The organism is Streptomyces sp. NPDC052114 (assembly GCF_040680155.1).
In the GTDB taxonomy this organism is placed as follows: domain Bacteria; phylum Actinomycetota; class Actinomycetes; order Streptomycetales; family Streptomycetaceae; genus Streptomyces.
Map to the genome: position 1 here is coordinate 373,488 of NZ_JBFAWC010000008.1, position 21,060 is coordinate 394,547.

At 72.4% G+C, this 21,060-nt stretch carries 15 protein-coding genes; 7 read left to right on the forward strand and 8 right to left on the reverse strand.

Annotated elements, in window-relative coordinates; all coding sequences use genetic code 11:
- The first annotated feature begins 215 nt into the window (after positions 1 to 215).
- Positions 216 to 1,253: a glycosyltransferase family 2 protein gene (locus AB0L89_RS20280; protein WP_365142624.1), complete on the forward strand. Its 1,038-nt coding sequence runs from the start codon at positions 216 to 218 to the stop codon at positions 1,251 to 1,253.
- A gap of 78 nt (positions 1,254 to 1,331) precedes the next feature.
- Here AB0L89_RS20280 and AB0L89_RS20285 read toward each other — a convergent pair whose 3' ends face one another.
- The 4 genes from AB0L89_RS20285 to AB0L89_RS20300 form a co-directional block, all read right to left on the reverse strand.
- Complete coding sequence (locus AB0L89_RS20285) at positions 1,332 to 2,951, reverse strand: LCP family protein (RefSeq protein WP_365142626.1); 1,620 nt, start codon at positions 2,949 to 2,951, stop codon at positions 1,332 to 1,334.
- A gap of 124 nt (positions 2,952 to 3,075) precedes the next feature.
- Complete coding sequence (locus tag AB0L89_RS20290) at positions 3,076 to 4,815, reverse strand: LCP family protein (RefSeq protein WP_365142628.1); 1,740 nt, start codon at positions 4,813 to 4,815, stop codon at positions 3,076 to 3,078.
- Positions 4,816 to 5,040: 225 nt separating this feature from the next.
- Entirely contained in the window at positions 5,041 to 6,333 is a 1,293-nt protein-coding gene (locus AB0L89_RS20295; protein WP_365142630.1) for an LCP family protein, read from the reverse strand.
- 139 nt (positions 6,334 to 6,472) lie between these two features.
- Positions 6,473 to 7,225 carry a TIGR03089 family protein gene (locus tag AB0L89_RS20300; protein WP_365142632.1) on the reverse strand — a complete coding sequence of 251 codons (753 nt, stop codon included), beginning with the start codon at positions 7,223 to 7,225 and terminating at the stop codon, positions 6,473 to 6,475.
- 138 nt (positions 7,226 to 7,363) lie between these two features.
- Between AB0L89_RS20300 and AB0L89_RS20305 the strand changes: the two genes are divergently transcribed.
- From AB0L89_RS20305 to AB0L89_RS20315, 3 genes are all read left to right on the forward strand, one after another.
- Positions 7,364 to 8,728 carry an N-acetylmuramoyl-L-alanine amidase gene (locus AB0L89_RS20305; protein WP_365142634.1) on the forward strand — a complete coding sequence of 455 codons (1,365 nt, stop codon included), beginning with the start codon at positions 7,364 to 7,366 and terminating at the stop codon, positions 8,726 to 8,728.
- Positions 8,729 to 8,824: 96 nt separating this feature from the next.
- Entirely contained in the window at positions 8,825 to 9,907 is a 1,083-nt protein-coding gene (locus AB0L89_RS20310) for an NDP-sugar synthase (RefSeq protein WP_365142636.1), read from the forward strand.
- A 66-nt stretch (positions 9,908 to 9,973) separates the two neighbouring features.
- The gene (locus AB0L89_RS20315; protein ID WP_365142638.1) at positions 9,974 to 10,978 is read left to right on the forward strand and encodes a DNA-3-methyladenine glycosylase 2 family protein; all 1,005 of its coding nucleotides are present in this window, start codon (positions 9,974 to 9,976) and stop codon (positions 10,976 to 10,978) included.
- Positions 10,979 to 11,260: 282 nt separating this feature from the next.
- On the opposite strand, the gene AB0L89_RS20320 is transcribed toward AB0L89_RS20315, so the two are convergent.
- Genes AB0L89_RS20320 through AB0L89_RS20330 form a run of 3 tightly spaced genes read right to left on the reverse strand, consistent with a single transcriptional unit; the run spans position 11,261 to position 14,065 of the window.
- The gene (locus AB0L89_RS20320; RefSeq protein WP_365142640.1) at positions 11,261 to 12,562 is read right to left on the reverse strand and encodes a coenzyme F420-0:L-glutamate ligase; all 1,302 of its coding nucleotides are present in this window, start codon (positions 12,560 to 12,562) and stop codon (positions 11,261 to 11,263) included.
- Entirely contained in the window at positions 12,559 to 13,515 is a 957-nt protein-coding gene (gene cofD / locus AB0L89_RS20325; protein ID WP_365142642.1) for a 2-phospho-L-lactate transferase, read from the reverse strand. The genes AB0L89_RS20320 and cofD overlap by 4 nt, the downstream gene beginning before the upstream one ends.
- Before the next feature lie 34 nt (positions 13,516 to 13,549).
- Complete coding sequence (locus AB0L89_RS20330) at positions 13,550 to 14,065, reverse strand: cysteine dioxygenase family protein (RefSeq protein ID WP_365142644.1); 516 nt, start codon at positions 14,063 to 14,065, stop codon at positions 13,550 to 13,552.
- A 642-nt stretch (positions 14,066 to 14,707) separates the two neighbouring features.
- On the opposite strand from AB0L89_RS20330, the gene AB0L89_RS20335 reads away from it, so the two are divergent.
- The 3 genes from AB0L89_RS20335 to AB0L89_RS20345 all read left to right on the forward strand — a co-directional run bounded on the left by AB0L89_RS20335 (position 14,708) and on the right by AB0L89_RS20345 (position 20,355).
- Positions 14,708 to 14,971, forward strand: coding sequence for a WhiB family transcriptional regulator (locus AB0L89_RS20335; RefSeq protein WP_016642094.1), 264 nt, complete (start codon positions 14,708 to 14,710; stop codon positions 14,969 to 14,971).
- 246 nt (positions 14,972 to 15,217) lie between these two features.
- Entirely contained in the window at positions 15,218 to 18,865 is a 3,648-nt protein-coding gene (locus AB0L89_RS20340; RefSeq protein WP_365142646.1) for a glycosyltransferase family 2 protein, read from the forward strand.
- Complete coding sequence (locus AB0L89_RS20345) at positions 18,862 to 20,355, forward strand: DUF5719 family protein (protein WP_365142648.1); 1,494 nt, start codon at positions 18,862 to 18,864, stop codon at positions 20,353 to 20,355. The genes AB0L89_RS20340 and AB0L89_RS20345 overlap by 4 nt, the downstream gene beginning before the upstream one ends.
- 94 nt (positions 20,356 to 20,449) lie before the next feature.
- Here the strand turns inward: AB0L89_RS20345 and AB0L89_RS20350 are convergent, their stop codons facing one another.
- The gene (locus AB0L89_RS20350) at positions 20,450 to 20,911 is read right to left on the reverse strand and encodes a metallopeptidase family protein (protein ID WP_365142650.1); all 462 of its coding nucleotides are present in this window, start codon (positions 20,909 to 20,911) and stop codon (positions 20,450 to 20,452) included.
- Between the last annotated feature and the right edge of the window lie 149 nt (positions 20,912 to 21,060).

The window sequence follows — 21,060 nt, forward strand, 5'->3', positions numbered from 1 at the left end:
GGGCTTCCTGGCCGGTGGACGGGGACGGCGCGGTGAGGGGGCGGGGGAGCGGGGCGGTGTGGGCACGTGGGGGACACCTCCGCGGAGAACGGGCCGTATGGGGGTGGGCGAAGATCCGGGAACCCGAGAAACGTAAGGCCATACGAAATGCGGCCCGGGGTAGCGACCCGGACGGCGCGCGCCCGTGTCCCCCATTCGCGGTAACGTGACGCGTGATGAACGCGAAGTCTGAGGTGCAGCCTCCCGCCGTATCGGTGATCATGCCCGTCCTCAACGAGGAGCGGCATCTGCGCGAGGCGGTGCACGCGATCCTGCAGCAGGAGTACGCGGGCGAGATGGAGGTCGTGGTCGCGCTCGGCCCCTCCACCGACCGCACGGACGAGATCGCCGCCGAGCTGGTCCGCGAGGACCCGCGCGTGCACACGGTCCCCAATCCGACGGGCCGCACCCCCGCGGCGCTGAACGCCGCCATCAAGGCGTCCCGTCACCCGATCGTGGTGCGCGTGGACGGCCACGCGGCGCTCTCGCCCGGCTACATCACGACCGCGGTCCGCCTCCTGGAGGAGACCGGCGCGATGAACGTCGGCGGCATCATGCACGCCCAGGGCACCAACGCCTGGGAGCAGGCCGTCGCCGCCGCCATGACCTCGAAGATCGGCGTCGGCAACGCCGCCTTCCACACCGGCGGCGAGGCCCAGCGGGCCGAGACGGTCTACCTCGGTGTCTTCCGCCGCGAGGCCCTGGAGCAACAGGGCGGCTACAACGAGGAGTTCATCCGCGCGCAGGACTGGGAGCTGAACTTCCGCATCCGCGAGGCGGGCGGCCTGATCTGGTTCTCGCCCGAGCTGAAGGTCTCCTACCGCCCGCGCCCGAGCGTGAAGGCCCTCGCCAAGCAGTACAAGGACTACGGCCGCTGGCGCCACGTCGTCGCCCGCTACCACCAGGGCTCCATCAACCTGCGCTACCTCGCGCCGCCGACCGCGGTCTGCGCGATCGCGGCGGGCGTCGTGGTGGGCGCGGCCCTCACGCCGTGGGGCCTCGTGATCCCCGGCGGCTACCTCGCGGCGATCGCCGCCGGGTCCGTCCCCGCGGGCAAGGGGCTGCCGCTGAAGGCCCGGCTGCAGATCCCGGTGGCCCTCGCGACCATGCACATGTCGTGGGGCTGGGGCTTCCTCACCAGCCCGCGCGCGCTGGCCAGGAAGGTCATCGCCTCGCGCCGCCCCGCCGTCATGGGGGAGACCCAGCAGGCCTGAGCGACGACGACAGGCGTACGCGACAACACGCGTGGGCCCTGCTTCCCGAGGCCGGGAAGCAGGGCCCACGCGCGTTCGTCACCAGGTGAAGTTCGGGTCCACCTTCATGCACGCCTTCTTGTCGGAGCCGCTGAGCGCGTCCGCCGAATCCGGCGTCTTGTCGTCCTTCTTCGCCTTGGGCGGTGCGTCGCCCTCGCGCCAGTCGGCGCCGACGACCAGCGTGACCCCGGAGACGTCCGTCGACTTCTTCACCGAACTCAGCCGCATCCCCAGGGACTTGGCGATCCGCTGGGCGTCACCCTCCAGCTCGGCGCTGGGGTAGCGGATGACGGTCTTCTCCTCGCTGAGCGCCGTCGTCGTGTCCGGTGTCGCCTTCGTGAAGCCCTTGCCGGCCAGGAGCTGCGCGACCGCGCTCGCCCGGCCGCCGGCCGGGGGCTCGGTGGCCGAGCGCGTGCCGTTCTGCACCTGGACTGCGATCTTGTCGTCCGCGGCCGGCGGGTCGTCGGACAGCTTCTCCTTGGCCGGCTTCTTCCTGCCCTTGCCGTCCAGCGGGACGTCGTCACGGACCAGACGGAACAGCTGCTCCGCGTCGCCGGGCTTGGGGACGACGCGCTCGCCGGCGTAGTCGAACGGCATGGTCGTCATCGTCGTGCGCTCCGGCGAGACCTTCTTGAGCTCGTTGCCCAGGTCGTACAGCTTCTTGGGGCTGCCCAGGGCGTCGTCGACCGTCAGTGCGCTCGTCGCCTTCTCGGCGAGCTTGCGCAGCTGGTTGGGGCTGGTCAGGCCGGTGTTCTCGCGGAGCTTGCGGACCAGCGCGTTCATGTACATGTGCTGGGCCTTGGCGCGGCTGATGTCGGTGCCGCCCTCGAAGCCGTAGCGGGTGCGCAGCCACTGCAGCGCCTGCTTGCCCTTGACCTCCGTGGTGCCCTTCTTGAGCTTCAGGCCCGAGCCGTGGCCCTCCCGGTCGCGCGAGTGGATGTTCCTGTCCACGCAGACCGGTACGCCGCCGATGGCGTCGGCCATGGAGACCACACCCGAGAAGTCGACCATCATGAAGTGGTCGATGTGGATGTTGGTGAGCTTCTCCCAGGTGGCGACCGTGCAGCCGGGTCCGCCGCGGCCGAGCGACTCGTTCGTCATGTACTTCGGGCCGGTCTGCGGATAGACCTTGCCGTCGTCGGGGTCCGTGCACTTGGGGATCTGGAGCAGGGTGTCGCGCGGCATGCTGACCACGGACATGTTGCTGCGGTCGGCCGAGAGGTGGAGCAGCATCTGGACGTCCGCGAGGGGCGGCGAGCCGAAGGTCTCCTTCGCGCCGCCGAGCTTCTGGTTCGCCTTGGAGTCCCGCGCGTCCGAGCCGATGAGCAGGATGTTCAGAGGAGTCTGACCCGCCGCGTTGGGCGTCGGTTCCGGGGCCCTGTGCTCGCCCAGGTTCAGGTCGTCCGTCTCCAGGTTGCCGTTGAGGTGCTGGTAGTAGAGGTAACCGGCGCCGGCCGTGCCAAGTATCAGTACGGAAAGGACCGTTGCCGACCAGCGGAGCACCCCGCGCTTGCGGCGCGGCGGACGTTCCTGGCCGGCCCGTCTGCGCTGCCGGTGCCTGCCGGCACCGTCCGCGGCCTCCTCCGGGGGCTCACCGCCCCCGTCCGAGGGCTCCACGGACCGCTCGGTCCTCTCCCTCCGTACACTGTCCTGCCTCATCTCCCCAGCCCCTCCCCGCCCCTGTCCTGAACTGCGTGCGTCCTGCGTCCACTTGGCGCCGAGGCGACATCCCCCCGATGTCACGCCCTTGGCGCGTTGTTAGACGCAGAACGACCGCTTCAGGTCACTTGGCACACACAGTCTTGTCGGCTTCGACTTTCTGGATCCCCTCCGGCGCCTTCGCCGGAGCGGAGATGGGCACCCCAGCGCCCTTGAAGTCGCCGCCGAGCGTCAGCTTCATGGCCGGGAGGCCCTGTGCGTTCTTCTCGCTCTTGCCCGGCTTGAGGGCGGCGGCGGGCAGACCCATGATGTCGGCGAGCCGACGGGCCTGGTCCGCCTGGTCCGGCGCGTACTCGAGCGTCGTCTTCTTGATGTCCGAGGGCGCGTTACCCAGCTGGCTGGACTTGAGCACGCCCTCATTGTTCTGCAGCCACGTGAGAGTTGTCTGAGCGGCGCCGGTCTTCCCGCTGCCGTTGTAGATGTCGACCCGCACCTCGGAGGCGTCGGCCTTGGGGCCCTTGAGCCGGGCGGCCACCGCGGCCTTCTCCTTCTTCTCCTTCTTCTTCACCTCGGTCAGCGACTCGTCGGCGCGCATCATCGCGAAGAGCTGCTCGGACTTGGCCGGGTCGGGCACGACCGTGGTGTGGACCCTCTCATTGGGGTTGTCGATGACCGGCAGCGTGGCGAAGCTCAGGTTCTTCATGTCGAGCTTGCCGAGCTCCATGCCCAGGTCACGGAGCTTCATTATGTCCGCGATCGTGGAGTCGACGGTGAGGGCCTTGGTGCCCGCCTCCGCGAGGTCGATCATCTTCTTCGGATTGGTGAGGGTGTCGTTCGACTTGAGCTTGCGCATCAGCGCGCTCAGGAACTGCTGCTGAAGCTCGATCCGGCTCAAGTCGCCGCCGGTGCCCACGGAGTGGCGCGTGCGGACGAACGCCAGCGCCTCCTCGCCCTCGATGGTGTGCTTGCCCTTGCCCAGCTTCAGGTGCGACTTGGGGTCGTCGATGTCCTTGGCGAGGCAGACCTCGACACCGCCGACGGCGCTGGAGAGCGTCTTGACCGCGTTGAAGTCGGCCACCATGAAGTGGTCGAGCTTTATCCCCGTGATCTTCGTGACCGTGCGCATCGTGCAGCTCGGGGTGCGGTCGAACTGACCGAGGCTCTCGTTGAAGCGGACGTTCTGCGAACCCGGGATGGTCTTCTTGGTGCCGTCGTCCATCGTGGTCGGGCAGTCCGGGATATCGGTGATCATGTCGCGCGGGATGCTCAACGCGGTCGCGTTCGTGCGGTCCTTGGAGACGTGCAGCAGGATCGTCGTGTCCGCGTGACCGGCGCTGCCCTCGTCGCCGTACCCCTTGTTGCCGTCACCGCTGCGCTTGTCGGTGCCCATCACCAGGATGTTGATGGCCCGGTCCTTGCTGAAGCCGCCGGTGCCCGCGCCGTCGTCGTTTATCGACGTGATGTTGTCGTTGAGGTGCTGGTAGTAGAGATAGCCGCCGGTGCAGCCCGCCACGAGCAGGAAGGCGAGCGTGCCGCCCGTCCAGATCATGACCTTCTTGCCCTTGGACTTGCGGGGCTTCTGCTTGCGCCGGCCGGCCGGCGCAGGCTCGGGCTCCTTGACGCGGCGCCTGCGCTGCACGGGCACCTCGCGCTGCTCGTCGCGCTCGTCCCCGCGGGGGCGCTCACGGCCCGGCGCGGGGCGGCGGCGGCCACCCTGCCGGGACGCCGATCTACGGGGTCCGGGCACCGACGACTGCCCTGCGGAGGGGCTCAGTCGCAGTTCGTAGTCACCGGTATCCGGGTTGAGTACCCACTGGTCTGCGGGGTCGATGTTCTCCGCCCGCCCACGGCCTTGCGCGTCCACGGTTGTTTGCGTCCTCCGTCAGGGCCACGCGGCGCCTTTCCCCCCTCAAGAAGGCGCTCGGTCACTCGTTCCAGCGGTGCGCGGCCGATTGGCCCGGCGCACCGGATCGCTCACACTATCCGCCCAGTTCAGCGTCGAACGACGCCGGTGACAAATTCCACTCCCCTACAACTGGGCAATCCGCCCTATTTCTTGGTGGGGCGTGCCCTTCCCTTGAGGATCGCTTTACTCGCAGGAGGACCCGGCAGCCGTGTTGCCCCGGAATGTCGGCGCGGGCGAAGGAGTATGCGAAGGGTCGTCGGGCTTCTCGTCGCTCTCGTAGTCGCCGGAGTCGTCGTACTCCTCCTCGTAGGAGGACTCCTCTTCGTACGACCCGTTCGAGGAGGACTCCTCGGACGCCTGTTCCTGGCCCGTCCCCGATTTATCGGGCTCCTGCGGGGCCACCTCGACCGGGGTGTCCGTGCGGAGCCGGGTGAAGAGCTGCTCCGCCGCGGGCTCGACGAGTTCGTCGCGGTTCGCGTCATAGGTGTACGACTGCCGGGGCACGGTGAGGAACTGCACCCGTTCTGTGGGGATATTGCGCATGCCGCGCACCAGTTCGTACAAACCCCGCAGGCTCGCGAGTCCGGGATCGGTCGTCAGCGAAGAAGTCGCCGCGTCGAGAACGGGATAGAGCTTCGTCGGATTCAAGAGGACGTCATTGCTCCGCACCTTGTTGACGAGAGCGCCGAGGAACTCCTGCTGGCGGTCCATCCGGTCGGTGTCGCTGCCATTGCCGAGGCTCTTGCGGGCGCGTACGTAACCCAGTGCCTGTTCGCCGTTCAGGGTCCGCAGTCCGGCGGCGAGCTTCACATGGGCGTCGGCGTCGTCGATCGGGTTCCGCACGCACACCCGCACGCCGTCGACCGCGTCGACCATGTCCTTGAACCCCGCGAAGTCCACGACCATGTGGTGGTCGACGCGGATCTTGGTGAGCTTCTCGACGGTACGGACCGTGCAGGCCGTCCCGCCGAACTCGAACGCCCAGTTGAACTGGGCGAATTGGGCCCGCGTCCGGGAGCCGTCGGGACGGCGGCAGCCGGGGATGTCCACCATCAGGTCGCGGGGGATCGAGACGGCGGTCGCGCTCTGCCGGTCGGCGGCCAGGTGCAGCAGGATCGTGGTGTCCGAGCGCTGGGTGCCGGGGTCCCTGCCGTACTTGCCGTTGCCCTGTCCCGCGCGGGTGTCGGAGCCGATGAGCAGGATGTTCTGCGCGTCGTGCACCAGCGGGGTGGGCCGCTCCTTCTCGTAGCGGGCCAGCTCGGCGGCCGCGTCGGTGTCCTTGGTGATGTTGCCGTTGAGCTTCTCGTACGCGGCCCAGCCCACGCCTCCCGCGGCGAGCACCAGGACGGCGACGCCGAGGGCCGTCCAGCGCAGCCAGCGACGCCTGCGCCGCACGGCCCCCGCCCCGGTGGGGCTCGCCCCGGCACCGGGTCCGTACGTGGCCCTCGGCTCAGGCGTCCCTTCGGTGTCGGTCACGTGTGCGTCCACCCCTCATGGCTGCGTCGGTGCGTGGTGCGTCCTTAACGACCATGGCCCGACGCGACGCGGGCGGCCTCTGGGCCGGGGGCGGGGCTGCGCCGAACGGGGGAAAGGGGCGCACCGGCAGCCGGAGGGCTCACCGCAGGGTGAGGGTCACCTTCTCGTCGACGACCCGCTTCTCCAGCCCGTCCTCGCCGAGCTGCCCGAGATGCCGGCAGAGCACCACGGAACCCCCCGCGGCCAGAGCCGCGTAGAGCCCACCGCTGAGCCCGTCCCACGAGGAGTAGGGGAGCCCGGACAGCACCCGCCCCCCGGGCCCGACGCCCAGCCGCCCCGCATCGGCGCGCGCCCGCTCCACCAGCTCCGCCCCCGTCAGCTCGACCCCGTCGACCACCAGCGCGGTCTCGTCCGGGTCCACGGGAGCGTAGGGAGCGAACCGGTCGCCCTGACCGGGCACCTCGACCGCGTAGTCGGCGAAGCCGGCCGGCGGCTGGGGGAAGCGCCCCCCGAGCGGCCGGAGCGCGAGCGCCACCCGCTCCCCGGAGCAGGCGCGCGCCGCCTCCAGCGAGTCCGGCCCGCTGACGACGAGATCGGCGGCCGCCGGATCGCCGCCCACGTCCGCGACCACGCCCACCGAGGCGCAGGCGAGCAGCCACACCGCCGTCTGCCAGTGCGCGGGCAGCAGCAGCACGGCCCGGTCGCCGGGCTCGGCGGCGAGGTCGCCCTGGAGGAGGTTGGCGGTCTTGGCCACCCAATTGGCGAAGGTGGCCACGGACAATTCCACGCGCTCGCCGGTGGCGTCGTCGTAGAAGGTGACAAGGGGGCGGCCCGGGTCCGAGGCGAGCGCGGATCGCAGCAGGTCGGCAGGGGTGCGGTCGTTGGCGTTCACGGGCGCAAGCGTACGCGGGCGCCCGCGCGCCCCTCGGCGTGGCGGGGGAGTGCGGGAGACCGGAACGACCGCTCCCGGCCGACGGTCCGTCAGTTCCCCAATGGACAGATATGTTCCGTTGTGCCGACGATCATACGTATGCGTGGATTTCTTGCTTCCTCGATCGGCGTCACGTGCGCGGCCGCCCTGGCCCTGCCCCTCACCCTGCCGTCGTCCGGCGCCGTGGCCGCGACGCCCGCCGCGGCCACGGCCGCCGGGCCCGCCGCGGAGGCGGTCCCCGGCAGCACCCAGTCCCTCCCGCTCGCCTCCCTCGGCGCCGACCGCTCGCTCGGCTCGGCCGGCGCCGGCGAACAGGGCCTCGCCCGGCGCGATGTCCGCCCCTTCTCCCTGGTGGGTGTCGTCTGGGACGACCCCGAAGCCGAGCTGCACGGCACCGTCCAGGTCCGCACCCGGGCCACCGGCACCACCACCTGGTCCGGCTGGCAGGACGTCGAGACGCACAACGGCGAGCACGCCGCCGACCCCGGCACCGCCGAGCGCGGCACCCGCGCGGTCCGCGGCTCGACCGCGCCCCTGTGGGTCGGCGACTCCGACGGCGTCGAGATCCGCGTACGGGCGGAGCCGGACGCGCACGCGGACCGGGCCGCCGCCCCGTCCCCGCTCCCCGCGGGGCTGCGCCTCGAACTGGTCGACCCGGGCGACGAGCCCCCGCGCGGCGGCCAGGCGGAGGTGTCCCGCGCCTCGGCCCTGACCGTCCAGTCCGCCGCGGCCTCGGCCGTGAACGCGGACCTCGCCCCGCTCGGCGCCACGGTGATCCCCGCGCTGACCAAGCGGCAGACCGAGGAGGACCTGATCGCCGTCCGCGGCGGCCCCGAGGCGGTCGGCAAGGCCCGGCCGTTCGTCGGACCGCGCCCGCGCATCATCACGCGCAAGGGCTGGGGCGCCGACGAGAAGCTGCGCGAGAAGGACTTCGCGTACACGCAGACCGTGAAGGCCGCCTTCGTCCACCACAGCGCGTCCGGCAACAACTACCGCTGCTCGCAGGCGGGCTCCGTCCTGCGCAGCATCTACCGCTACCACGTCAAGAGCAGTGGCTGGCGTGACTTCGGCTACAACTTCGCGGTCGACCGGTGCGGAAACATCTACGAAGGACGTGCCGGAGGTGTGGCCAAGCCGGTCCTGGGGGCCCACACTCTCGGTTTCAACACGAACAGCATGGGCATCGCCGTTCTCGGCACGTACAGCGACTCCAACCCGCCGAAGGCCGCCGTGGACGCCGTCGCCCGGCTGACCGCGTGGAAGCTCGGCCTGTACGGCGCCAACCCGCGCGGTACTACCTACCTGAAGTCCGGCGGTGGCAACCTGTACAAGAAAGGGACGAACGTCCGGCTCCGCGTGATCTCCGGTCATCGGGACGGATTCGCCACCGAGTGCCCCGGTAGCCGCCTGTACAAGAAGCTCGGCAAGGCCCGGTCCACCTCGGCCCGCTTCCAGGGCCGCTGAGGCCCGGTCGCACTGCACGATCTGCAAACCCGTCTGCATACACTGGCCGGCCGAAACTCAAGTTCGGCCGGCCCCAGCAGGAAGCAGAGACGACAGGTGACAGAAGCGATCCTCCTGGTCGGCGGCAAGGGAACCCGGCTGCGACCGCTCACGGTCCACACCCCCAAGCCGATGGTGCCGGCGGCGGGCGTCCCGTTCCTCACCCATCAACTGGCGCGGGCCAGGGCGGCCGGTGTCGAGCACATCGTCCTCGCCACCTCCTACCTCGCCGAGGTCTTCGAGCCGTACTTCGGCGACGGCTCCGCGCTCGGTCTGCACATCGAGTACGTCACCGAGACCGAACCCCTCGGCACGGGCGGCGCCCTGCGCAACGTGGCGTCCCGCCTGCACTCGCGGCCCGACGAGCCGGTCCTGGTCTTCAACGGCGACATCCTCACCGGCCTCGACATCCGCGCCCTGGTGCGCACGCACGAGGACACCGGCGCGGACGTCTCGCTCCACCTGACCCGCGTCGACGACCCCCGGGCGTACGGCCTGGTCCCCACCGACCCCACCGGCCGGGTCACCGCCTTCCTGGAGAAGCCGCAGACCCCCGAGGAGATCGTCACCGACCAGATCAACGCGGGCGCCTACGTGTTCCGCCGCTCGGTCATCGACACGATCCCCGCGGGCCGCCCGGTCTCCGTCGAGCGCGAGACGTTCCCCGGCCTGCTGTCCGGCGGCGCCCACCTCCAGGGCATGGTCGACTCGACGTACTGGCTGGACCTGGGCACGCCCCAGGCCTTCGTACGCGGCTCGGCGGACCTGGTCCTCGGCCGCGCCCCCTCCCCGGCGGTCCCCGGCCGCTGCGGCGACCGCCTGGTCCTGCCCAGCGCCAGCGTCGCGCCCGACGCGAAGCTCACCGGCGGCACGGTCGTCGGCGAGAACGCGCGCATCGGCGAGGGCGCCCGGATCTTCGGCAGCACGATCCTCTCCGGCGCGGTCATCGAGCCGGGCGCGGTCATCACGGACTCCCTGGTCGGCGCGGGCGCGCGGATCGGCGCCCGCACGGCGCTCTCGGGAGCGGTCATCGGCGACGGCGCGACCGTCGGCGCCGACAACGAACTGCGCGACGGCGTACGCGTGTGGTGCGAGGCGACGCTGCCGGCGGGCGCGGTCCGGTTCTCCTCGGACCAGTAGCCGTCCCGGCGGGGGGCGCACCGGTATCCGTCCCGGTGGGGGCGGCCGTCCCCTACCCTCGTACGAATGTCGTCCCGTTTCGCCCCGCGCCCCACACGCACCACCGTGCGCGGTGGCGAGACGGCCGTACCGGCGGGCGTTCCCCGCCCCGCCACCGCGGCCCGCACCCGCACCTGGCGCCCGCCCTTCCCGGTGGACCTGGGCCTGACGCTCGGCCCGCTGCGGCGCGGCCCGGCCGACCCCACCTTCCGCGCGACCCCCGACGGCTCGGTCTGGCGCGCGAGCCGCACCCCGCAGGGTCCCGGCACGCTCCGGGTCGCCCGGCGCGCGGACACGGTGGAGGCGGAGGCGTGGGGCCCGGGAGCGGACTGGCTCCTGGACGGGCTCCCCGCGCTCCTGGGCGCGTCGGACGACCCGGCGGCCTTCGAGCCCCGCCACCGCCTCGTCGCCGCGACGGAACGCCGTCGCCCGGGGCTGCGGCTGACCCGCACGTCCCTGGTCCTCGAATCCCTGATCCCGTCGATCCTGGAGCAGAAGGTCACGACGGACGAGGCGTATCGCGCCTGGCGCCTCCTGGTCCGCGCGCACGGCGAACCGGCCCCCGGGCCGACCCCCGCCCAGGCCCGCATGCACGTGATGCCCGACCCCCGCGCCTGGTCCCTGATCCCCTCCTGGGAGTGGCACAAGGCGGGCGTGGACAACAAGCGGGCGTCCACGATCCTGCGCGCGGTCGCGCGGGCGGCCCGCCTGGAGGAGGCGGCGGCGATGGACCCGCCCCGGGCGCAGGCCCGCCTGGAACTGATCCCGGGCATCGGCCCCTGGACCTCGGCGGAGACGGTCCAGCGCAGCAACGGCGCCCCCGACGCGGTGACGGTCGGCGACCTCCACCTCCCGGGCATCATCGGCTACGCCCTGGCGGACAACCGCGAGGCGGACGACACCGAGATGCTCGCGCTCCTGACCCCCTACGAGGGCCAACGCCACCGAGCGGCCCGCCTGATCCTCCTGAGCGGCAAAACCCCACCCCGACGACACCCCCGCATGCCGAGGGGCAACATCGGGGCACTGTAGGCACCCCGAAGGGGCGCGGGCCTGTGACACGAGCACGGCAGCGAACGGTCAGAGGAAGACGCGCAGGAGTGCCCCGAAGGGGCGCGGGGCTGTGACACGAGCGGCTCCGCCGCGCGGGCGCGAGCAACGGCAGTGAACGGTCAGAGGAAGAAGCGCAGGAGTGCCCCGTAAGGGGCGCGGGGAACTGCGCGAGCAACCGAGACGATCCCGCACCCGAAGAGCGACCCGATCAAGGGGCGCGGGGAGCTGCGCGAGAAACCCAGACGAACGCGCACAGCCCCACTACCGAACAGAGATGAAGCCCCCCGGATCACGCCCGGCGCGAGCCGCAGGCTCACCGGCCGGGTGCCCCACCGCCACCGCCCCCATCGGATCCCACGCCGAGGGAAGCCCCAGCACCTCCCGAACGACATCCCGGCAGAACATCGTCGACGAAACCCACGCGGAGCCCAGCCGCTCCCCGGCCAACGCGACCAGGAAGTTCTGCACCCCGGCCCCCGCCGCGACCACGAACATCTCGCGCTCGGCGGCATCCCGCCGCGCATCCCCGTACGTATGGGAGCCGTCCATGACCAGGCACGGCACCACCAGGTAGGGCGCCCGGCGCAGCACGTCCCCGCGCCGCACCCGCTTGGCGATGGACTCCTCCGACTTCCCGTCCCGCCGCAGATCCGCGATCCACGCGTCCCGCATGGCGTCCAGCAGCTCGACCCGCGCCGCGGCGGACTCCAGGAGCACGAACCGCCACGGCGTCGTGTGGTGCGGCGCGGGCGCGGTGACCGCCGAGGCCACGGCCCGCCGCACGGCGCCGGGGTCGACCTCCTCGTCGGTGAACTCCCGGACGGTCCGCCGCAGCGCCACCGCCTCCCGCACCGCCTCGGACGTACCGAGCCGGAACATGTCGTCGCGCGAGCCCCGCACCAGCGCGCGGGCGCCGTCGTCCGGCTCCCCGCCCACCACGTGCGGCAGCCCGCGGACCACCGCGACGGGCAGCCCGGCGGCCTTGCCCTTGACGAGGTCCCCCGCCGCGGCGAGCTCGTCCGCGGTGGCCACGACGGTGGCGCTCAGCGGATTCCCGTACGCGTCCACGCCGCCGCGCAGGTCGTCCAGCACCCGCACTCCGGCCGCCCCGATGGCGACATCGGTGAGCCCGGACCGCCAGGGCCGCCCGAACGTGTCGGTGACGACGACGCCGACGTCCACGCCGAGCGCGTCCCGCACCCCGTCCCGGACGGCGCGGGCCGATGCGTCGGGGTCGGACGGCAGCAACAGCACGGTCCCGGACGGCGTGTTGGAGGCGTCCACGCCGGCCGCGGCCATGACGAGCCCCTGGCGGTTCTCGACGATGCGCAGGGTGCCGCGCCGCGCCACCACCCGTACGGTCTCGGCGTCGATGGCCGCCTCGCGGTCGGCCGCCTCGACGATCCGCCCCTCCGCCTTGCTGACGATCTTGGAGGTGACGAGCAGCACGTCACCGTCGGCGAGCTCCGGCTCGGCGGCCGCGATCAGCTTGGCGAGGTCGTCGCCCTCCCGCACCTCGGGCAGTCCGGGCACGGCCCACACGCGGTAGGACGGAGCGCTCACGCGCGGACCTCCGAGGCGAGCGCGAGCGCCTCGCGCGCCATCTCCGCGGCGGCGTCGACGTCGGTCATCATCAGCGGCACGGCCCGGCAGCGGATCCCGGCGCTCTCCACGCGCTCGACCACGCCCGCGTCCACGGTGTCGACGAGCCAGCCGTCGAGCAGCCCGCTGCCGTAGTGCTCGGCGACCGCGGCGGCGCCGGTCTCCACGCCGACGGCGGCGAGCACCTTGTCGGCCATGCCCCGCACGGGGGAGTCCCCGACGATGGGGGAGAGCCCCACGACCGGGACGCCCGCCTCGGCGATGGCCTCGCGGATGCCCGGCACGGCGAGGATGGTGCCGACGCTGACCACGGGGTTGGACGGCGGGAAGAGCACGACGTCGGCCTCGGCGATGGCCTCCAGGACGCCGGGCGCGGGCTTGGCCTGCTCGGCGCCGACGGGCACGACGGCCTGCGCGTCCACGGAGGCGCGCAGACGCACCCAGTACTCCTGGAAGTGGACGGCCTTCTGCTCGCCGTCGACCGTGACGGCGACGTGCGTCTCGACGCGGTCGTCGGACATGGGGATGAGCCGCACCCCGGGCTGCCACCGCTCGCACAGCGCCTGTGTGACGGCGCTGAGCGGATAGCCGGCGCCGAGCATCTGCGTCCGCACGATGTGCGTGGCGAAGTCCCGGTCGCCGAGCCCGAACCACTCGGGCCCGACCCCGTAGGCCGCGAGCTCTTCCTTGACCTTGAACGTCTCGTCCGTACGTCCCCAGCCCTGCTCTTCGTTGATGCCGCCGCCGAGCGTGTACATCACGGTGTCCAGGTCGGGGCAGACCTTCAGCCCGAACAGGTGAATGTCGTCACCGGTGTTGCCGATGACCGTGATGTCCGCGTCGGGCGCGGCCTTCTTGAGCCCGCGGAGGAAACGGGCGCCGCCGATGCCGCCGGCCAGAACCACAATGCGCATGTCCCCCAGCATGTCAGGCGGGTACGACAGCGCGTCAGGCGGTTACGACATCCTCCGCGACGCCGTCCGCGGTGGCGGCGGCGCACTGCGCCGCGTGCATCGGCATCCGGGTCAGGCCCGGGTAGTAGACGTGCAGGCTGACGGCCGGTTCGAGGGAGTCGTTGACGACGTCGTGCGCGTAGCCCGGCGCGAAGACGCGCTGCGCGCCGGAGCCGAGCGCCCGCGTGCCCCGTTCCGTGCGCTCCGTCAATTCGCCCCGCAGGACCGTGAGTACGCCGGAGGAGGGGCCGTGGTCGTGCAGGCCGCTGCCCTGTCCTGGCACCCAGGAGAGCAGCCAGACCTCGTAGCCGGGCCCGGTGCGCAGGCGGTGGTACCAGCGGCTGGTGGCGTCGTACTCGACGAGGTGCTCCCACTGGGAGCGGTCGGCGGCGATGGAGCGGGCGAGGCCGACGAACTCGGCCACGGTGGCGGGGTGCTCGCGGGCGGGCTGAAGGAGGTGCGGGACTTCGAGGATGTCGCCGGCGATCTGGAGGTCGCTGTCGCTGTTCATCGTGCGGTGGTTCCTCAACGTAAGAGTGCTGGGGTGTCGCGAAGGAAGGGTGAAGCGCTGGAAAAGCGAGAGATCGAGAGAGATCCGGGAGGGATCGAGAGGGGTGGAGCGGTGGTGCCGGGAGAAGCGGCTCGACAGCTGGAGTGACTCAACAGCTGGAGCAGGAACAGCAGCAGCGCGCGTGGGCAGCACCGATGGACCCGCTGGTGCGGGTCATCGAAAGAGCCAAGTTCGCGAGCATGCCCACCAGGACACCGGTCTCACACCTCGATGTCAACTTCATGTCCGCTATGTGGGATATGTTTCACCTCATCCGGTTGATCTCCCAGGCGAAAGGTTTGTGCACTCGCCCCACCGGACACATGGCGCAGCAACCGGCACTCAAACATCGACGTCTTCCCTTGTGAGCCCCTCGGGGCCCCGCTGGAGGGGAGTGCTGGTCGGCCCCACGCGAGTGTCACGGTTTATGCCGATTTGAACACTTTCCGCATAGCCTTGGTTCCGCAGAGTGAATAAGGGGCTCAATAGCAGATCTCGGCTTGACTGGCCCGGATCGGCACACTTGTAATTTCACTCGTGTCGTTCAGCCGAAATCGGTAACGGCAGGCACCACGGGGACGCACAGACAGACGAGGGGCGCACATGACCGAGCTGGTTCAGGAACTGCTGGTCGAGGACGCGGACGAGGAACTCGGCTGGCAGGAGCGCGCGCTGTGCGCCCAGACCGACCCCGAGTCCTTCTTCCCCGAGAAGGGCGGCTCCACGCGCGAGGCCAAGAAGGTCTGCCTCGCCTGCGAGGTCCGCTCCGAGTGCCTGGAATACGCACTCGCGAACGACGAACGCTTCGGTATCTGGGGAGGCCTGTCGGAGCGTGAGCGCCGGCGACTGAAGAAGGCCGCGGTCTGACCGGAGAAGTCCACAGCCCGACCGGACGTGCCCGCCCCGATGGCGCGTCCGTGCTCCACCCGGTCGACCGACCGCACAACTCCCTCGAACACGGCGCAAACCAACGGCCCGACGCCCATGGGTTATCCACAGGCGGCGGGCCGCCCTGGTGCCAGCCGTTAGTGTGGGGCCCCGTCCGAGACGCCCCGGCGCCCCCGCAGGGCGCAGGCGTCCACCGCAGTCCATCGAACCGGGGCCCGTACCTCGATGTCCGTGCACAGCCATTCGGCAGCCCAGCAACAAGAAGCTGCCGCCCCTGAGTTCCCGCGGCACGTCGTGACCGCCGTCCTCGTCTCCCACGACGGCGCCCGCTGGCTGCCCGACGCCCTGGCCGGGCTGCTCGGCCAGGAGCGCCCCGTGCAGAACGCGGTGGCCGCGGACACCGGCAGCGCCGACGACTCCGCCCGCCTGGTCACCGACGCCCTCGGCGCCGACCGCGTGCTGCACCTCGCCCGGCGCTCCGGCTTCGGCATCGCCGTCGACGAGGCCGTCCGCACCGCCGGCGTGCTGACCCCCGAGGACCTCCCGTACCTCAAGCGCCCCAGCGGCTGGGACCCGGTGAGCCGGAGCTGGCGCGACGACGCGTACGACCTGCCGGAGCTGCCGCACGGCGAGCCCGTGCAGTGGCTGTGGCTGCTGCACGACGACTGCGCGCCCGAGCCCGACGCCCTCGCGCAAATGCTGCGCGTCGTCGAGAACGAACGCGAGCTCGGCAAGGACGTCGCCGTCGTCGGCCCCAAGCTCCGCGGCTGGTACGACCGCAGGCAGCTCCTGGAGGTCGGCGTCTCCATCGCCCACAGCGGCCGCCGCTGGACCGGCCTGGACCGCCGCGAGCAGGACCAGGGCCAGCACGACCACGTACGGCCCGTGCTCTCCGTGTCCACCGCAGGCATGCTGATCCGGCGCGACGTCTACGAACAGCTGGGCGGCTTCGACCGCAGGCTGCCGCTGATGCGCGACGACGTCGACCTGTGCTGGCGCGCGCACGCGGCGGGACACCGCGTCCTCGTCGCCCCCGACGCCGTCGTGCGGCACGCCGAGGCCTCCTCGCGCGAGCGCCGCACCGTCGACTGCGTCGGCCGCACGGCGACCTCGCCGCACCGCGTCGACAAGGCGGGCGCCACCTACACCCTGCTCGTCAACGCCCGGTCGGCCGTGCTGCCGTGGGTGCTCTTCCGGATCGTCGTCGGCACGCTCCTGCGCACCGTCGCCTACCTGGTCGGCAAGGCGCCCGGACAGGCCCTCGACGAGATCGCCGGTCTCCTTGCCACCCTGCTGCGGCCCGGCCGCATCCTCGGCGCCCGCAGGACGCGCGGCAAGCCGGCGCTCGACGCGGGCGAGATGCGGCCGCTCTTCCCGCCGCCCGGCGCCACCGTGCGCGCCACCGTCGAACAGGCCGCGGGCAGCCTCGTCGGCCGCTCCGACCCCGAGGCCCCCGCGGGCGCCGGACGGCACGGCGTCGTGGAGTCCGGACCCGGCGGCGACGACGCCGACTTCCTGGAGATCGAGCAGTTCGCCCGGCTCAAGCGCATCGCGCGCAAGCCAGGACCGGTGCTCTTCGTCGTCCTCCTCTTCGTCTCGCTCATCGCCTGCCGCGGCCTGCTCGGCACCGGCGCGCTCGCGGGCGGCGCCCTGCTGCCCGCGCCCGCCGACTCCTCGGAGCTGTGGGCGCGGTACCTGGACGGCTGGCATCCCGTCGGCACCGGCGGCACCCAGTCCGCGCCGCCCTACCTCGCGCTCGTCGCGGGCCTGGCCTCGCTCCTGTTCGGCTCCACCGGGCTCGCCGTCACCGTGCTGCTCGTCGGCTCCGTCCCGCTGGCCGGCTTCGCCGCCTACTTCGCCTCCCGGCCGCTGGTCACCTCGCGCCTGCTGCGCGCCTGGGCGTCGGTCGCGTACGCCTTCCTGCCCGCCGCCACCGGCGCGCTCGCCGGCGGCCGCGTCGGCACCGCCGTCCTCGCCGTCCTGCTGCCGCTCATCGCGCGCGCGGGCATCGCGGCGAGCGGCCTGGCCGCCCCGGACGGCACCCGCGGGACCTGGCGCGCCACCTGGGCGTACGCCCTGCTCCTGACGCTCGCCACGGCCTTCACACCGATCGTCTGGCCCATCGCCCTGGTCCTCGGCCTCGCGCTCCTGGTGGTCCGCCGCGGCGACATCACGGCCTATGGCCTGCGCTTCCTCGCCGCGCTCGGCACCCCGCTGCTCGTCCTCGCGCCGTGGTCCCTGTCGCTGCTGCCCTTCGGCTTCTTCAAGGAAGCGGGCCTGGAGTTCGGCACCGGCTCGGCGAGCGCCCTCGACCTGCTCGGTGCCGGGCCCGGCGGCCCCGGGACCCTGCACGGCCTGCTGCTCGTCGGCGTCGTGCTCGCCGCGCTCGGTGCCCTGCTGCGCGGCGAGCGGCAGGCGGCCGTCCGCACCGCCTGGGCCGCCGCCCTGGTCGCGCTGGTCTTCGCGGTCCTGTCGAACGGCTCGGCGTGGGCCGGACCCGCCACCCTCTCCTACGGCATCGCGCTCCTCGCCGCCGCCGCGCTCGGCGCCGACGGGGCACGCGCGCGTGTCGCCGAGCAGAGCTTCGGCTGGCGCCAGCCGGTCGCCGCGCTCATCGCGTTCGCCGCGGCCGCCGGTCCGCTGCTGCTCGCCGCGGGCTGGATGATCCGCGGCGCCGACGGCCCCCTGGAGCGGCGCGACCCGGTGCAGGTGCCCGCGTTCGTCGCCGAGGAGAGCCGCACGGAGGACCAGGCCCGCACGCTCGTCCTCGACAGCGAGTCGTCCGCCGAGGTCGCGTACGCGCTGGTACGGGGATCGGGCGGCCGGCTCGGTGACGCGGAGCTCGCCGCGGCGGCCCCCGCGGACGAGCGCCTCGACAAGATCGTCGCCCGTCTTGTCGCGGGCTCCGGTGCCGACCAGGCCGACCAGCTCGGCGGCTACGCCGTGCGCTACGTCCTCGTGCGCGAGGGCGCCCCCCGCCAGATGAGCCGCACCCTGGACGCGACCCCGGGCCTGACCCGGCTCAGCCAGGAGGACGGCAGCGCCCTGTGGCGCGTGGACCGCCAGGTCGCCCGCGCCGCCGTCGTCCACAAGAGCGGCGACCCGGAGCCCGTCGCCGCGGGCCCCGTCGAGCTGCACACCAAGATCGAGTCCGGCGACGAGGGCCGCGTCCTGCGGATCGCCGACTCGGCCGACCCGGGCTGGACGGCCACCCTCGACGGCCGCCCGCTGCCCCGCACCACGGTCGACGGCTGGGCGCAGGGCTTCGAACTGCCCACCGCGGGCGGCCACCTGGACGTCACCTTCGAGACCCCGGTGACCCACAGGGCCTGGCTGTGGGCGCAGGGCGCGCTCGCCGTCGTCCTCGTGGTGCTCGCCCTGCCCGGCCGGCGCCGCGACATCGACGACGACCTCCCCGAGGAGCCCGTCGTCCCGGCGCAGGCGGTCGAGGGCGAGGGCCGCAGGGCACGCAGGCTGCGCGCCCAGAACGAGCAGGCCGCGCAGGAGGCGGGCCAGGACGTACCGCCTCCTCCTTCGGAGGAGGCCCTGGCCGCGGTGCCGCAGCAGCAGTCCTACGAGCAGTGGGAGGCACCGGCCCACGCGGGCGCCGAGCACGGCGCGTACGGCGGCGGGCAGCAGAGCGATCCGTACGCGGCGGGCACGTACGAGCAGCCGTACGGGACGGACGCCTACCAGGGCGGCCAGTACGACCCGTACGCCTCCTACGGAGGAGCGGGTGCTGTCTACGGAGAGCAGCAGTACGCGCAGCCCTACGACCCCGCGTACGACCCGCAGCAGCCCCCGATGCCGCCGCTGCCCCCGCAGCCGCCCCACGGCACCGACAGTGAGCGCCCCGACGGGAGCCAGCAGTGAACCGCACCACCCAGTCCCTGATCGCCGTCGTCGTCGCGCTCGGCGCCGTCACCGGGTTCGCCGCGTTCGGCGGCCCGGACGGCGCGGCCGACGACGGGGCGAAGACCGCGGCGCGCCAGCCCGTGGAGCGCACCAGCCTGCTCTGCCCGGTGCCCAGCGGCTCCGACCTCGCCGAGACCTCGTACACCGCCTTCACGCCCGAGTCGAGCGGCGCGGAGACCAAGGGCGCGGCGGAACTGCTGCCCGTGAGCAAGGCGTTGACGGACGCGGCCAAGGAGGAGCACAAGAAGAACGCCAAGCCCTTCCTGACGCAGAAGAAGCCGGGCGCCCCCGTGGGCGGCGAGGAGTCGGGCGCCGAGTCGCCCGCGCTCATCGGCACGGCCACCGGAAGGTTCGCCCCGGGCTGGGCCGTGCAGCAGACCACGACGTACGCGGCGGGCAGCGGCCGCGGTGTGCAGGGCGCCAACTGCACGGCGCCCGACACGGACTTCTGGTTCCCGGGCGCGAGCACCGCCAAGGACCGCAGCGACTACATCCACCTGACGAACCCGGACGACTCCGCCGCCGTCGTCGACGTCGAGCTCTTCGGGCCGAACGGCGAGGTCACCTCTCCGGTGGGCGACTCGATCCAGGTGCAGCCGCACTCCAGCGTCCCGGTGCTGCTGTCCACGCTCGCGGAGAAGGCGTACCCGAACCTCACGATGCACGTGATCGTGCGCAGCGGCCGGGTCTCGGCGGCCGTGCAGTCCTCCGACGAGAAGCTGGGCGGCGACTGGCTGCCCGCCGCCACCGACCCCGCGGACAGCCTCGTCCTGCCCGGCATCCCCAAGGACGCCACCTCGGTGCGCCTGGTCGCCTTCGCGCCCGGCTCGGACGACGCGGACGTGAAGATCCAGCTGGTCTCGGCGACCGGCACGATCACCCCGGCCGGGCACGAGAGCCTGCACGTGAAGTCCGGCATGACGGCCGCCGCCGACCTCGGCGACGTCACCAAGGGCGAGGCGGGCTCGCTGCTCCTGACGCCGACGGACACGTCGGTGCCGGTGGTGGCGGCGCTGAGCGTGACCCGTGGCAAGGGCGACAAGCAGGAGACGGCGTTCATCCCGGCGACGAGCGCGGTGGGCACGCGCGCGACGGCCGCCGACAACCGCGCCAAGGGCTCCACGCTCTCCCTGGTGGCCCCGGGCAGGTCGGGGAAGGTGAAGGTGACGGCGTCGGCCGGCACGGAGGGCGGGTCACCGGCGACCAAGACGTACACGGTCAAGGGCGGCACGACGCTGGAGATCAAGGATCCGCCGGTGCCCAGCGGCCTCAAGGGCGTGTACGCGCTCACGGTGGAGCAGGTGTCCGGCGGCGACGTCTACGGCTCGCGGATGCTGGAGCTGCCCGAGGACGGCATCCCCATGTTCACGGTGCAGACGCTGCCCGACGACCGGGGGTCGGTGGCGGTCCCGGCGGCGGAGCGGGATCTGACGGTGTTGCAGAAGTAGACCGCCGGTCTCCTCCGAAGCGGGCCGTCATCTCGTGGAGGGCGGTCGGCACGCCGTGCGGAAGCGGGCCGTCACTCCTCGCGGAGGCGGCCCGTCACTCCTCGTCCCCGTAGCGCGGGTCCACCGACTCGGGGGACAGGCCGAGGAGTTCGGCGACCTGCTCGACGACCACCTCGTGCACCAGGGCGGCGCGTTCGTCGCGCCCCTTGGTGCGGATCTCCACCGGGCGGCGGTAGATGACGACGCGGGCGGGGCGCCCCTCGGACGCCGTGATCGTGCCGCCCAGCGGCACCACCGCGTCGCGCCACTCACCGTCGGGCCCTCCGGGACCGCTCAGGGGCGGCACCTCCAGGACCATGAACTCGATCTCGGTGAGCTGCGGCCAGCGCCGCTCCAGGCGCTCCACGGAGTCCTGCACGAGGTCGGTGAAGGCCTCGGCGCGGCTCGCGGAGAGCGGCACCTGCGGCGGTGCGACAGGGCCGCGCATGCCTCGGCCGTGGCGGTCGCGGCGGCGGGGCCTCGGGTCTGCGGAGCTGGGCTGTACGGGGTCGTCCATCACTGATGAAGCGTAGTCCCCGAGATCGGCCTTTCCGCGCGGTGCGCGCCATGTCGCTTCCTGACCATTCCGGCCAAGCTTGGACTCGATTCCGTATCTCTCCGGGACCGTCGGTCTCGCGCCAAATGACGTGATTCGCGCCATGTGGT